12 protein-coding genes are annotated in these 12,214 nt (G+C 64.4%); 8 read left to right on the top strand and 4 right to left on the bottom strand.

Features of this window, described 5'->3' with window-relative positions; translation table 11 throughout:
• Positions 1-173: 173 nt before the first annotated feature.
• From JQ572_RS18580 to JQ572_RS18550, 7 genes are all read left to right on the top strand, one after another.
• Entirely contained in the window at positions 174-1,013 is an 840-nt protein-coding gene (locus tag JQ572_RS18580) for a transporter substrate-binding domain-containing protein (RefSeq protein WP_211384251.1), read from the top strand.
• A 13-nt stretch (positions 1,014-1,026) separates the two neighbouring features.
• The gene (locus JQ572_RS18575) at positions 1,027-1,689 is read left to right on the top strand and encodes an amino acid ABC transporter permease (RefSeq protein ID WP_211384250.1); all 663 of its coding nucleotides are present in this window, start codon (positions 1,027-1,029) and stop codon (positions 1,687-1,689) included.
• Complete coding sequence (locus tag JQ572_RS18570) at positions 1,686-2,444, top strand: amino acid ABC transporter ATP-binding protein (RefSeq protein WP_211384249.1); 759 nt, start codon at positions 1,686-1,688, stop codon at positions 2,442-2,444. Before JQ572_RS18575 ends, JQ572_RS18570 begins: the two co-directional genes overlap by 4 nt.
• Before the next feature lie 39 nt (positions 2,445-2,483).
• On the top strand, positions 2,484-3,212 hold the full coding sequence (locus JQ572_RS18565; RefSeq protein WP_211384248.1) for an aspartate/glutamate racemase family protein: 729 nt from the start codon (positions 2,484-2,486) through the stop codon (positions 3,210-3,212).
• Positions 3,213-3,456: 244 nt separating this feature from the next.
• On the top strand, positions 3,457-3,921 hold the full coding sequence (locus JQ572_RS18560; RefSeq protein ID WP_211384247.1) for a (2Fe-2S)-binding protein: 465 nt from the start codon (positions 3,457-3,459) through the stop codon (positions 3,919-3,921).
• A gap of 1 nt (position 3,922) precedes the next feature.
• Complete coding sequence (locus JQ572_RS18555) at positions 3,923-6,175, top strand: xanthine dehydrogenase family protein molybdopterin-binding subunit (protein WP_211384246.1); 2,253 nt, start codon at positions 3,923-3,925, stop codon at positions 6,173-6,175.
• An 8-nt stretch (positions 6,176-6,183) separates the two neighbouring features.
• A complete protein-coding gene (locus JQ572_RS18550; RefSeq protein ID WP_211384245.1) occupies positions 6,184-6,816 on the top strand; it encodes a hypothetical protein in 633 nt (210 codons plus the stop codon).
• Positions 6,817-6,854: 38 nt separating this feature from the next.
• On the opposite strand, the gene JQ572_RS18545 is transcribed toward JQ572_RS18550, so the two are convergent.
• Together JQ572_RS18545 and JQ572_RS18540 are read right to left on the bottom strand one after the other, a co-directional pair.
• Positions 6,855-8,369, bottom strand: a complete 1,515-nt coding sequence (locus tag JQ572_RS18545; RefSeq protein ID WP_211384244.1) for a carboxylesterase family protein — start codon at positions 8,367-8,369, stop codon at positions 6,855-6,857.
• A gap of 23 nt (positions 8,370-8,392) precedes the next feature.
• A complete protein-coding gene (locus JQ572_RS18540; protein WP_211384243.1) occupies positions 8,393-9,733 on the bottom strand; it encodes an MFS transporter in 1,341 nt (446 codons plus the stop codon).
• A 207-nt stretch (positions 9,734-9,940) separates the two neighbouring features.
• Between JQ572_RS18540 and JQ572_RS18535 the strand changes: the two genes are divergently transcribed.
• Complete coding sequence (locus tag JQ572_RS18535) at positions 9,941-10,591, top strand: TetR/AcrR family transcriptional regulator (RefSeq protein ID WP_211384242.1); 651 nt, start codon at positions 9,941-9,943, stop codon at positions 10,589-10,591.
• Between the two features lie 6 nt (positions 10,592-10,597).
• Here JQ572_RS18535 and JQ572_RS18530 read toward each other — a convergent pair whose 3' ends face one another.
• Positions 10,598-11,383, bottom strand: coding sequence for an ABC transporter permease (locus JQ572_RS18530; protein WP_211384241.1), 786 nt, complete (start codon positions 11,381-11,383; stop codon positions 10,598-10,600).
• The gene (locus tag JQ572_RS18525; RefSeq protein ID WP_211384240.1) at positions 11,380-12,192 is read right to left on the bottom strand and encodes an ABC transporter permease; all 813 of its coding nucleotides are present in this window, start codon (positions 12,190-12,192) and stop codon (positions 11,380-11,382) included. Before JQ572_RS18525 ends, JQ572_RS18530 begins: the two co-directional genes overlap by 4 nt.
• Between the last annotated feature and the right edge of the window lie 22 nt (positions 12,193-12,214).

The following is a 12,214-nucleotide window of genomic DNA, read 5'->3' as shown; positions in this document are numbered from 1 at the left end:
AGATAATCATGCGAATGACAACCTCAATTTTATATAGCTCTGCCAAGATATTGGGCTGATTTCTGCCCTGTCGCACAAATGGTCAGCAATCTAAAATACCGTATTGCATATTATCCTGAATACAGAAATAGTCCAGCGACCGATCCGACCCAAATTCCAGGGAGACAGAGACCATGAATCGCAGGGACGCTCTCACCACCGTGGCGCTGGCAGGCGCAGCGATTGCCGCCGCGAGCAGCCCGGCCAGGGCCGACACCGCGCCGACCTCCACGCTCGACCGCATCAAGAAGAATGGCGTGCTGCGCGTTGCCGTCATCGTCGGCCAGGAGCCCTACTTCCATAAGGACCTCGCCACCGGCACGTGGTCGGGCGCCTGCATCGACATGGCCAACGACATCGCCGGCAAGCTCGGCGCCAAGGTCGAGACGCTGGAATCGACCTGGGGCAACCAGATCCTCGACCTCCAGGCCGACAAGGTCGACCTCGCCTTCGCAGTGAACCCGACGCCGGAACGCGCCCTCGTCATCGACTTCTCGACGCCGATCCTGGTGCACTCCTTCACGGTCATCACCAAGAAGGGCTTTGCCAAGCCGCAGACCTGGGCCGAGCTGAACAAGCCCGAGGTCAAGATCGCCGTCGACATCGGCTCGACGCACGAGACCATCGCGCGCCGCTACTGCCCGAAGGCGACCATCCTCGGCTTCAAGAACCGCGACGAGGCGATCCTCGCGGTTGCGACCGGCCGCGCCGACTGCAACGTATCGCTGGCAGTGCTCTCGGTCTCGACCCTGAAGAAGAACCCGAATCTCGGCGATCTCGCGATCCCGCGGCCGCTGCTGACGCTGCCGACCAACATGGGCATCCGCGCCGAGAGCGATCGCCGCTACAAGGACTTCCTCAGCGCCTGGGCCGATTACAACCGCGCGATGGGCCAGACCCGCGAATGGATGCTGAAGGGTTTTGAAGCAGTCGGCCTCACCGCCGAGGACCTTCCGGCCGAAGTGCAGTTCTGACGACCGTTCGACGATGTATGTCTGGGAGTTCGCGGCGCTCAAGCCGTATTGGGGCCTGATCTGGCAAGGGCTCCTGGTCACCTTGTTCTACACGGTGACCACGGTGGTCGCGGGCCTCGCGATCGGACTGGTCGTCGGCATTCTGCGCACGACGGCACCGCGCTGGGTCTCGGTGCCGCTGCGGCTCTATATCGAGGTGTTTCGCTGCACGCCGCTCCTGGTGCAGCTCGTTTGGATGTACTACGCCCTGCCCGTCCTGATCGGCGTCGACATGTCGCCGGCGATGGCCTGCTTCATCGCGCTGTCGCTCTATGCCGGCTCGTTCTACGCCGAGATCTTTCGTGGCGGCATCGAGGCCGTCGACGTCGGCCAGTGGGAAGCCGGCCGCGCCATCGGCATGCGGCGCGGCAAGATCTTCCGCCGCATCGTGCTGCCCCAGGCAACCCAGGTGATGATCCCCTCCTTCATCAACCAGACCATCATGCAGCTGAAGAACACCTCGCTGGTGTCGGTGGTCGCGGTCGGGGACCTCCTCTATCAGGGCTCGGTGATCACGGCGACGAGCTACAAGCCGCTTGAGGTCTACACCACGATCGCCGTGCTTTATTTCGTCGTGCTGTTCCCGCTGACGCTGGTCGCCGACCGGGTCGAGCTCAAGCTGGGAGCACATCGATGAGTGCCCTGATCGCAAGCAACATCCACAAGGCGTTCGGCGACCACGAGGTGCTCAAGGGCGTCTCGCTGTCGGTCGAGCGCGGCGAGGTCGTCACGCTGATCGGCGCCTCCGGCTCCGGCAAGTCCACCTTCCTGCGCTGCCTGAACCTGCTCGAAATGCCGCAGCAGGGCGAGCTTGCGATCGGCACTCATCGGTTCGCGTTCGGCAAAGGTCCTCGCGCACCGAAGGACGCGCAACTGGCGCAGCTGCGCGAAAATGTCGGCATGGTGTTCCAGCACTTCAACCTGTTCCCGCACATGTCGGTGCTCGCCAACGTCATAGAGGGCCCGGTGCAGGTCAAGGGCTTGGCACGAAGCGAAGCCGACGCGCTCGGCCGCGATCTGCTCGCCAAGGTCGGCCTCGCCGACAAGGCCGACGCTTTCCCGAGCCGCCTGTCCGGCGGCCAGAAGCAGCGCGTCGCGATCGCGCGCGCGCTCGCGATGAAGCCCGAGGTGATGCTGTTCGACGAACCGACCTCCGCGCTCGACCCCGAACTCGTCGGCGAAGTCCTCGCCGTAATCCGCAGCCTCGCCGCCGAAGGCATGACCATGGTGCTAGTGACGCACGAGATGGCCTTCGCCGCCGACGTCTCCACCCGCGTCGGCTTCATGAACGACGGCATCATGGCCGAGATCGGCACGCCCGAGGAAACCATCCGCCGGCCGCGCAGCGAACGGCTGAGGGCGTTCTTGAGCCGGTTTCACGAGACGCATTAGACTGCTGGTGACGACCATCCCGAATCGGTGGGGACAACCATGAAACTCCGCGGCGGCTTCACGAATTACGGCGAGACGATCGGCATCCTGATGCTCGATACCCGCTTCCCGCGCCCGCGCGGCGACATCGGCAACGCGCTCTCCTACGACTTCCCGGTGCGCTACAAGATCGTGCGCGGCGCGCACGCCACCAAGATCATGGGCGATCATCCAGATCCGGCCCTGCTCGAGCCGTTCGTCGCAGCGGCCCGCGAGCTGGAGTCCGAGGGCGTCAAGGCCATCACGACGAGCTGCGGCTTTCTCGCGCCGTTCCAGAAGCAGCTCGCCGCCGCCGTGAACATTCCCGTCTTCACCTCGAGCCTGATCCAGGCGCCGCTGATCCACGCCATGCTGCCGCCGGGCAAGGTCATCGGCGTCTTCACCGAACGCGGCCATCACATGAACGACGAGCATTTTCGCGGCGTCGGCTGGTCGCAGAAGCAAATTCCCGTTCATATCCAGGGCATGAAGCCGGATGCGCAGTTTCCAGCGACTTATATTCTCGGCCGCGAGGAACTGGACACCGAGGTGTTGCGCGCCGAGATGATCGAGATGACGCAGGCCTTCATGGCGTCCTGCAAGAATCCCGGCGCGGTCCTGTTCGAGTGCACCAACATGTGCCCGTTCTCGAAGGACGTCGCCGAGGTGTCGGGCCTGCCGGTGTTCGACATCAACACGCTGATCAATCTGTTCTACCGCGCGGCCAATCCGGTGCCGTTCCTGCGCTGATCGCCTTCCGGACGATCAAAGACAATTGAATCTATTTCTGAATCTATTTCGATCGCCCTGAAGGGCGCGGCAAAATCACACACCTTCGTCGTCGTGCGATTTTGCAAATGCCGCGGCGGCACGGTTTGACAGCATCGCCGCATCAGCGACACGCTGAGCATGCCGGTCTAACAATTCGACGACGCTCGCTGGAGCGTACTCGTTCGACCTCACGTCCCGCGAGGACGCGCGAAAGGACACCGACATGATCGAGCTCACGGTCAATGGGATCAAGCGCCAGGTCGATGTTGTTCCGGAGATGCCGCTGCTCTGGGTGCTCCGCGACGAGCTTGGTATCACCAGTCCCAAATACGGCTGCGGGGTCGCGCAATGCGGCGCCTGCACCGTCCAGATCGAGGGAATGGCGGTCCGGGCCTGTCAGGCGCATATCGGCGAGATCGCAGGCAAGTCGGTCGTCACGCTCGAAGGGCTGGAAAAGCGGGACCAGCACCCGGTTCTGCAGGCCTGGATCGAACATCAGGTTCCACAGTGCGGTTACTGCCAGACCGGGCAGATCATGCAGGCCATCTCGCTTCTCGATCTGATCTCCCAGCCGACCGACGAGGACATCAACGAGGTGATGTCCGGCAATCTCTGCCGTTGCGGAACCTATCCCCGCATTCGGGCGGCGATCCACGCTGCGGCCGCGAAGAAGATGGCGGAGAAGTGAGATGGGCGAGTTGCAGAGGCTGTCCCGCCGCGCATTCGTTTTCGGCTCCGCCGCGGTGGCCGGCGGTGTCGTATTCGGCTCCTACGGCGACGCTGCGCAAGCCGCGACGGACAGTGACAATCCCTTGTCCGCCGGGCTCGGACCGAATTCCGCAAGCTTCAACCCCTGGGTCGAGATCAGCCCGGATAAAATCACGCTGATCGCGCAGCATGCCGACATCGGCCAGGGCGTCGGCTCGATACAGCCGATCATGATCGCCGAAGAGATGGACCTCGATCCCGGCCAGTTCGAAGTTCGCTTCGCCGGCCCGAGCCCCGCCTATTTCAATACGGGCTTTGCGGACGAATTCGCGCCGTTCGTGGCTGCCGACCAAAGTCCGGCCGCCGAGGAAGCGCGCGCCAAGACGCTCGAATGGCTCAGACAGTCGGGCCTGCAGATGACCGGCGGGTCGAGCACGCTGCCGGACACCTACGAAAAGCTCCGCGTTGCCGGCGCGGTCGCGCGCGAGACGCTGAAGGCCGCCGCCGCCAAGCGGTCGGGGGTCGCCGTGGCTGACCTGCGCACCCAATCGGGCCATGTGATCCTGCCCAACGGCACCAAGATCGCCTACGTCGATCTTTCCGCGGATGCCGCAAGAATTCCGCCGGTGCTCGATGCCAAGCCGCGTGATCCGTCGAAATGGCGCTTGCTGGGCAAGCCGATGATGCGCCTCGACATTCGCGCGAAGGTCATGGGCGAGCTGAAGTTCGGCATCGACCTGAAAACGGACGGCATGCTGTATGCCTCCGTCAAGCTGAACCCTGGCAAGGGCCAGCCGCTGAAGTCATACGACGCCAGCAAGGCGCGCGCGATGCCGGGGGTCAGGAAGATCCTCGAAATCAAGAATGGCGTGGCGGTGATCGCCACGAACAGCTGGTACGCCATGAAGGCGGTCGACGCCATCGCTTGCGAGTGGGCGGCCTCGGCCTATCCCGCCGAGCAGGCCGACCATTGGTCGGTGCTGGAATCCTCGTTCAAACCTGAATTCCTCGGCAAGGAGTGGCGGAAGATCGGCGATATCGAAGCCGGCCTGAAGACAGGCAGGCTTGTCGAAGCCGAATATCGCGCGCCCTATGTGGCGCATCAGCCGCTCGAGCCGCTGAACGGGATCGGCCTCGTCACCGACAAGGGGATGGATATCTGGGTCAGCCATCAAAGCCCCCGTTTCGTGCAGTATGTCGCGGCGACAGCGATCGGCCTCAAGCCCGAACAGGTCACCTTCCACAATCAATGGGCCGGCGGAAGTTTTGGCCATCGTCTCGAATACGAGAACGTACGGGTTCTTGCAGAAATCGCAAACCAGATGAAGGGAACACCGATCAAGCTCGTGTTCTCGCGCGAGGAGGATTTCCTGCAGGACATTCCGCGGCAGATTGCGATCGCAAGGCACCGCGGCAGCGTCGACAAGAGCACGATCGTCGCAGCCGATCTGCAACTGGCCTCGACGACGCCGCTCAAGGGGCTGCTCGAGCGTTCGGGCACCCCCTCGAAGGATCCCGACGGGCAATTGGCCGCGGGTCTGTGGAACGTCTATTACGACATCCCCAATTTCCGGGCCACGAGCTACGAGGCCCAGGGATTGTCGCCGAGCACCACGTGGCGGTCGGTCGGCGCCTCCACATCGGGCTTCTTCACCGAAAGCTTCATCGACGAGCTGATCCATGCGGCCGGTCTCGATCCCATGCAGGCGCGCATCGCGATGTGCACCGTGCCGCACTACCGCAAGGTGCTGGAAACGGTCGCGGAGATGTCGGACTGGAAGGGACCGCTCGGCAACGGCAGGGGCCGTGGCGTCGCCTTCGTGGAGTCCTTCGGCACGCCGACCGCCGAAGTCGTCGAGGTGACGAAGACGGAGCGAGGCATCAGGATCGACAAGGTCTGGATCGCGGTCGATGTCGGCAAGGTGGTCGACCCCGTCAATTTCGAAAACCAGGTGCAGGGCGGCGTGATCTGGGGGCTCGGCCACGCCATCAATTGCGAGCTGACTTACGCCAAAGGCGCGGTGCAGCAGACCAACTACAATCATCACGAGGCGATGCGGATCTACCAATGTCCCGTCATCGAGGTTCGCGGGCTCGAGAACGATCCGAAGGTGAGAGGCGTTGGAGAGCCGCCCGTCCCGCCGGCCGCGCCCGCGCTTGCCAATGCGATCTTCGCGGCGACCGGACTGCGCATCCGCGAAATGCCCTTCAACAAGTTCATTGATTTCGTGTGAGGCGGGTCATGAAGAGATCCCTGATTAGGCTCGCCCTCGCCGCTTCGGCCATTGCGGCCCTCACCGGAATCGGCGCGGCCAAGGACGAGGCCAAAAAGGACGCTCTGCCGCCGGGCAGCGTCAGCCGCGCCGAAGGGCTGGAAGCCTGGAAGCGGATCGAAGCGGTGGTGACGCATCCGCGCTGCGCCAACTGTCACGTCGATGCCAGGGCCATTCCGATCTGGACGCCGGCAGGCGAAACCAGGCCGCGCGTGCATGGCATGAACATCCATGGCGGCGACAGCCGCATCGGCGCCGAGAAGATCGCCTGCTCGACCTGTCACATGACCTCCACCCAGGCCAACGAGCCGGCACCATCGCCGCCACGCGCCGGCATCGACTGGCAGCTTGCTCCGGTCGAGTTCATCTGGTTCGGCAAGAGCGGCGCCGAGATCTGTGCACAGCTGAAGGATCCCAAACGCAATGGCGGGCGCGACGCCGTCGGTCTCCTCGAGCATCTCAGGCACGATGCATCGCTGAACGGCTTCATCCCGCGCGGATGGGCGCCCGGAGCGGGTCGTACGACGCCGCCCGGCACGTTTGAGGATCACGTCAAGGACATGGCCATGTGGGGAGCCGCCGGGCAACCCTGCCCAAACTGACAGCGCATGCTGCGACGACGATGCCGAGAGCAGTCGGCTCAGGCGCGGACGCTCCCACCCCGCATTGCGACCGTACCCTGCGTCGCATCTTCTGCCAGAAGCTCCGCCCAGACGCGGAAGCGCGCGCCTTCGGTGAGCGCACAGACTTGGAACGGCTGAGCGAAAATCGCAAGAGCCTCCTTGCTCGCACCAAACCTCGGCCAGGCCTCGGCAATATCGGGCCGGCCCGTCGTGACAAACCGCAACAGGTCTGCCTGGAACTGCGCGGCGACATCGATGTCGGCAGGTGTCATCGAACCGCCCTTGCGCTTCAGGATCGGGCGATCGATGAAATTCGGCAGATGCGCCCAAAGACAGGCATTATCGGCGCCGTGGGTCGGCCCTTGCGACAGGAACGGCTCCAGCGCCGGGCGATGGTCGAACCGGCTCAGCCACACTGCACCGCCTGCCGCAGCGTGAACCCGCGCGAGGTCCGCCATCGGACGATGCCAGAACGCATCCGACAGCAGCGCTTCGTAGGGATCCTCGTCGCGGCGCGCCGTCGCGCGGTAACAACCAAGCAGGCGCTCCCAACCGGCGTCGCCGAATGCGGCGCGCACATTCCGCTCGGTGGTACGGATCATCGCGGCGGGCGGGGTGCTCTTCAGGAACATCACCATCTCATCGCGGCAGGAGCCGAGCCAAAGCGGGATGTCGCGCAAGGTCCCGTCGGCAAAGACCTCGCGCGGCTCCCGCGGGATCACGATGCCGTCCAGCACCGGGCCGAACACGGTGCCTGAGGCGGTCTCGTCCGCGAGTCTGCGGCCGACCCGCTCCACCGCCGCAAAGAGCTTCGGCAGCGCCACGGCCGCGATCGCGGCGGGATCGCCTGCAAGTTCGAGTTCGTCGAGCACGCGGCGCGCGACGTCGTCGGCATGATCGGCGCTCATGATGTTGCGCCCGGGCGCGCTGAGCGCGAGGGCGCGGATGAACTTGCCTTTGGCCTGTGGCACGGTTGCGAGCGCGATCACCATGGAGGCGCCGGCCGATTGGCCCGACAGCGTGATCGCATCCGGATCGCCGCCGAAATTCGCGATATTGGCGCGCACCCAGTCGAGCGCAGCGAGCGCGTCCGACGTCGCGAGATTGTTCGCCTCGTCGAGCCCATGGCGATGCAATTGCAGGAAGCCGAGCGGCCCGAGCCGATAGTTGATGGTGACGATCACGGCCGGCCCGCACGCGGCAAGGAAAGAGCCGTCATAATCGGCGCCGCCACCGGTGACGAAGGCCCCGCCATGGATGAAGAACAGCACCGGCAGCGGACGATCGGCCCCCGCCGGCGCCCAGATGTTCAGGCTGAGACAGGACACCTCATCCGCGTTGTCGAGATGCCCGGGCTGCGGCGCAAAAGCGCCGTAGTCCGTGCAGCGGCGCGGTTCCGTCCACGAAAGCGGCGGCCTCGCCCTGGCGAAGCGCGGCGCGATCGCGAACGGCACGCCCTTGAAGGCACGCATGCCGGCCTGTTCAGAGCCGACGATCGGCCCACTCGTCGTCGGAACTGCATTGGTCAGCATGCGATCGCTATCCTGTTTTTCGCTCAAGCACGTCGCTTGCCGAGATCGGCGATATCCACATTGTGGGTTTCGCGCGCGGTCGCTGCGGCCGCCGCCGAGATCACGCAGCAGCAGGCCACGAAGATCGCGACGGGAATCCAGCCGTTCGGTCCCTCGCCGACCAGGCTCGCGCTCACCAGCGGCGTGAAGCCAGCGGCGAGGAAACCGAGCTGGGTGCCGATCGCGGTGCCGGAATAGCGCACGCGCGCCGCGAACATCTCGGCATAGAAGGACGGCCAGATCGCATTCGGCGCGGCGTAGATTATCCCCGAGAGGATCATCGCAGCGGCGAAGATCGCGATCGTATTTCCCGACGTGATCAGCATGAAATACGGGAACAGCAGCACCGCGCAACCGAGCACGCCGCCGATGAACACTGGCTTGCGACCGATCTTGTCGGCGAGCAGGGCCCAGAACGGCTGCGTGATCAGCGCCGTGACATTGCCGAGCACGCCGGCCCACAGCATGGTCGGGCGCGCGACGCCGAACTTGCTGGTGGCGTAGCCGAGCGCGAACACGGCGGTCATGGTGCTGACGGTGGCGATCAGCGCGCAGGCGATCACGCGCAGCACGTCCGGCCAATAGTCGCGCAGCAACGCGACCACGGGGAAGCGCGCAACCTGCGCCTTGTCCTTGATGTCCTCGAAAACCGGCGTCTCCGGCATGGTCCGCCGCACCAGATAGGCGACGACCAGCACGAAGAACGACAGCAGGAACGGAATGCGCCAGCCCCAGCTCAGGAGCTGGTCTTCCGGCAGGCTCGACGCCGGGATGAACACCAGCGTCGCCAGGATCGCGCCGGCCTGTGTGCCGCTCAGGGTCCAGCTCGTGAAGAAGGCGCGGTTGGAATTGGCCGAATGCTCCAGCGTCAGCGAGTTCGCCCCGCTCTGCTCGCCGGCGGCCGAGAGGCCCTGCAACAGGCGAAGCAGGGTCAGGATGACGGGCGCGGCGTTGCCGATCGCCTTGGCATCCGGCAAGAGGCCGATCGCAAGCGTCGAGCCGCCCATCAGCACGAGGGTGAACAGCAGCACCGTCTTGCGGCCGATGCGGTCGCCGAAATGACCGAGGATGACGGCGCCGACGGGACGCGCGACGTAGCCGATGCCAAAAGAGAGCAGCGCGAGCAGCGTCCCGGTCGACGGATCGACATTGGCAAAGAACACTTTTGGAAAGATCAGCGCCGCCGCGGTGCCGTAGATGAAGAAGTCGTAGTATTCGAGCATGCTGCCGACGAAGCTGACGAGCGCGGCGCGCTTGGGCAGCTTGTTCGGCGTGGCCTCCGCGCTGGACGGCGCGTGCAGCGGTGCGGTTGATGTCAACGTCATCTGAATCTCCTCCCCATGTGTCCGGTGCGGTTCGCGTCAGGCTGACCGCCGCGCGCATTTTTGTGGTTCTGGTTGCCGCAACCTTGGTTTGAAGCCATAATGTACGAACTAGTACGTTTATGCAATACACGTTGGATCAATGCTGCGGCAGGTGAAATTTGCCTTCACCTTCAAGGTGATCCGTGGAAACTGGCGGGAGAAACAGCGATGCTCGAGCGCATGCCGCCCCTATCGAAGCGCACCAACGACCCCGAGCGAACCAAGCGCGACATCCTCGAGGTGGCGATGGCTGAATTCGCCTCGGAGGGCTATTCCGGCGCCCGCGTCGATGCGATCGCGGCGCGGACGCGCACGTCGAAACGGATGATCTATTATTATTTCGGCGGCAAGGAGCAGCTCTACCTTGCGGTGCTGGAGGAGGCCTATCGCAGCATCCGCGCGCTGGAGGACCAGCTCGACATCGCCAGTTGCGACGCGCGCGAGGGACTGCGCCGCCTGATCGAGGCGACCTTCGACCATGACGAGCGCAATCCGAATTTCATCCGCCTCGTCAGCATCGAGAACATCCACCACGGCAAGCACCTGAAGCAGAATCTGCAGCTGCGCCAGCTCAATGCCAGCGTGATCGCGACGCTCGACGGCATCCTCAAGCGCGGCCGTGGCGAAGGCGTCTTCCGCAACGACGTGGACGCCATCGACCTGCACCTCGCCATCTCCTCCTACTGCTTCTTCCGCGTCGCCAACCGCCACACTTTCGGCGCCCTGTTCGACCGCGACCTCAGCGAGCCCAGGGTGCTCGCGAAGAGCCGCACGCAGATCGTAGAGATGATCCTGGCGTGGCTGGGGAAGCAGAATTAGTAGCCCTCACCCACTCTTCTTCTGCCGCGCGCTCGCCAGCAGCACCAGCATGAACGAGGCCGCCGTCATCAGCGTCGAGATCGCGGCGATGGTCGGATCGATCTCGTCGCGGAGCGCGGTGAACATGCGCTTGGTCAGCGGCTGATACTGGCCGCCGGAGATGAACAGCGCGACGATGGTCTCGTCCATCGCCGAGATGAAGGCGAAGATGCCGCCGGCGACCACGCTGGACTTGATCTGCGGCAGCGTGACCGCAAAGAAGCTGCGCAGGCGGTTCATGCCGAGGCTGCGCGCCACCATTTCCTGCGCCGGATCGAAGCTCTGCAAGCCCGCCAGCACGGAGATGATGACGTAGGGCAGGCCCAGCATCACGTTGGCGAGCACGAGGCCCGGCAGGGTCGCGACCAGGCCGACCTTGGCATAGACGAAGAAGATGCCGACCGCGGTGATGATGATCGGCACCACCAGCGGCAACAACAGCATCATGTGGATCAACCGCATGATGCGCAGCTTCGACTGGCTGATCGCATAGGCGGCCGCAACCCCGAGCGGCGTGGCGATCAGAACGGTCAGGAGCGCAACCGTCAGCGTCACCCGCGTCGCCTGCATCCAGGCCGGATTGGAAAAATACTGCTGATACCAGCGCAGCGACAGCGACGGCGGCGGGAAGGTCAGGAAGCGCGCGCTGGAGAACGAGATCGGCGCGATGATCAGCACCGGCAGGATCAGATAGACCAGCACCAGCGCGCTGACGACATAGAGAGCGATCCGGGCGGGCGACACTCGCATCATTTCTGCCCCAGGATACGATCGAGCGAGATGAAGCGGCTGACGGCGACAAAGATCAGGAGCACGCTGACGAGCAGCACGACGGCGACCGCGCTCGCAGCCCCGAACTGGTTGTAGAGCTCGACGTTGCGGCTCACCAGCATCGACACCATCACCGTACGGCCGCCGCCGAGCAGTTCCGGCGTGATGTAGAAGCCGAGGCAGAGCACGAACACCATGGTGCAGCCCGCGAGCACGCCCGGCAGCGACAGCGGCAGGAAGACGCGGGCGAAGGTGAGCGACGGGCTCGCACCCAGGCTGGCGCCGGCCTGCATCAAATCGCCTGGAATCTTCTGCATGGTGGCGTAGAGCGGCAGCACCATGAATGGCAGCAGGATGTGCACGGTCGCCACCACCGTGCCGAAGGTGTTGTGGACCAGCGCGAGCGGCTCGGAGATCACATCGAGATAACGCAACAGCTGGTTGATCACGCCGGTGCGCTGGAGCAGCGCCAGCCACGCATAGGCCCGCACCAGCACGCTGGTCCAGAACGGCAGCACGACCAGCGCAAGGATCAGGATGCTCCACCCCTTCGGCACGGAATTGGCGAGATAGGCGACGGGATAACCGAGCAACAGCGCGATCAACGTGACCGCGAGACTGATCTCGAAGGTCAGCGCAAAGCTGCGCCAGTAGATGTCTTCGGTGAAGATGCGGCGATAGTTCTCCAGCGTGAAGCCGTCATGGTAGATCGACTGCCAGGCCAGCCAGCCGACCGGCAGCACGATCAGCAGCAGGATCACGAGCAGCGCCGGCGACACCAATGCCAGCATCAGCCCGTGCTCACGGCGCTGA

The sequence above is a fragment of the Bradyrhizobium sp. SZCCT0153 genome (assembly GCF_018129995.1).
In the GTDB taxonomy this organism is placed as follows: domain Bacteria; phylum Pseudomonadota; class Alphaproteobacteria; order Rhizobiales; family Xanthobacteraceae; genus Bradyrhizobium; species Bradyrhizobium japonicum_G.
This window is presented reverse-complemented; position numbering and strand designations above follow the sequence as displayed.

What these genes read in the sequence shown, in the direction of transcription:
- JQ572_RS18580 (WP_211384251.1), top strand. Translation starts at nt 174, where the DNA reads ATGAATCGCAGGGACGCTCTCACCACCGTGGCGCTGGCAGGCGCAGCG.
- JQ572_RS18575 (WP_211384250.1), top strand. Translation starts at nt 1,027, where the DNA reads ATGTATGTCTGGGAGTTCGCGGCGCTCAAGCCGTATTGGGGCCTGATC.
- JQ572_RS18570 (WP_211384249.1), top strand. Translation starts at nt 1,686, where the DNA reads ATGAGTGCCCTGATCGCAAGCAACATCCACAAGGCGTTCGGCGACCAC.
- JQ572_RS18565 (WP_211384248.1), top strand. Translation starts at nt 2,484, where the DNA reads ATGAAACTCCGCGGCGGCTTCACGAATTACGGCGAGACGATCGGCATC.
- JQ572_RS18560 (WP_211384247.1), top strand. Translation starts at nt 3,457, where the DNA reads ATGATCGAGCTCACGGTCAATGGGATCAAGCGCCAGGTCGATGTTGTT.
- JQ572_RS18555 (WP_211384246.1), top strand. Translation starts at nt 3,923, where the DNA reads ATGGGCGAGTTGCAGAGGCTGTCCCGCCGCGCATTCGTTTTCGGCTCC.
- JQ572_RS18550 (WP_211384245.1), top strand. Translation starts at nt 6,184, where the DNA reads ATGAAGAGATCCCTGATTAGGCTCGCCCTCGCCGCTTCGGCCATTGCG.
- JQ572_RS18545 (WP_211384244.1), bottom strand. Translation starts at nt 8,369, where the DNA reads ATGCTGACCAATGCAGTTCCGACGACGAGTGGGCCGATCGTCGGCTCT.
- JQ572_RS18540 (WP_211384243.1), bottom strand. Translation starts at nt 9,733, where the DNA reads ATGACGTTGACATCAACCGCACCGCTGCACGCGCCGTCCAGCGCGGAG.
- JQ572_RS18535 (WP_211384242.1), top strand. Translation starts at nt 9,941, where the DNA reads ATGCTCGAGCGCATGCCGCCCCTATCGAAGCGCACCAACGACCCCGAG.
- JQ572_RS18530 (WP_211384241.1), bottom strand. Translation starts at nt 11,383, where the DNA reads ATGATGCGAGTGTCGCCCGCCCGGATCGCTCTCTATGTCGTCAGCGCG.
- JQ572_RS18525 (WP_211384240.1), bottom strand. Translation starts at nt 12,192, where the DNA reads ATGCTGGCATTGGTGTCGCCGGCGCTGCTCGTGATCCTGCTGCTGATC.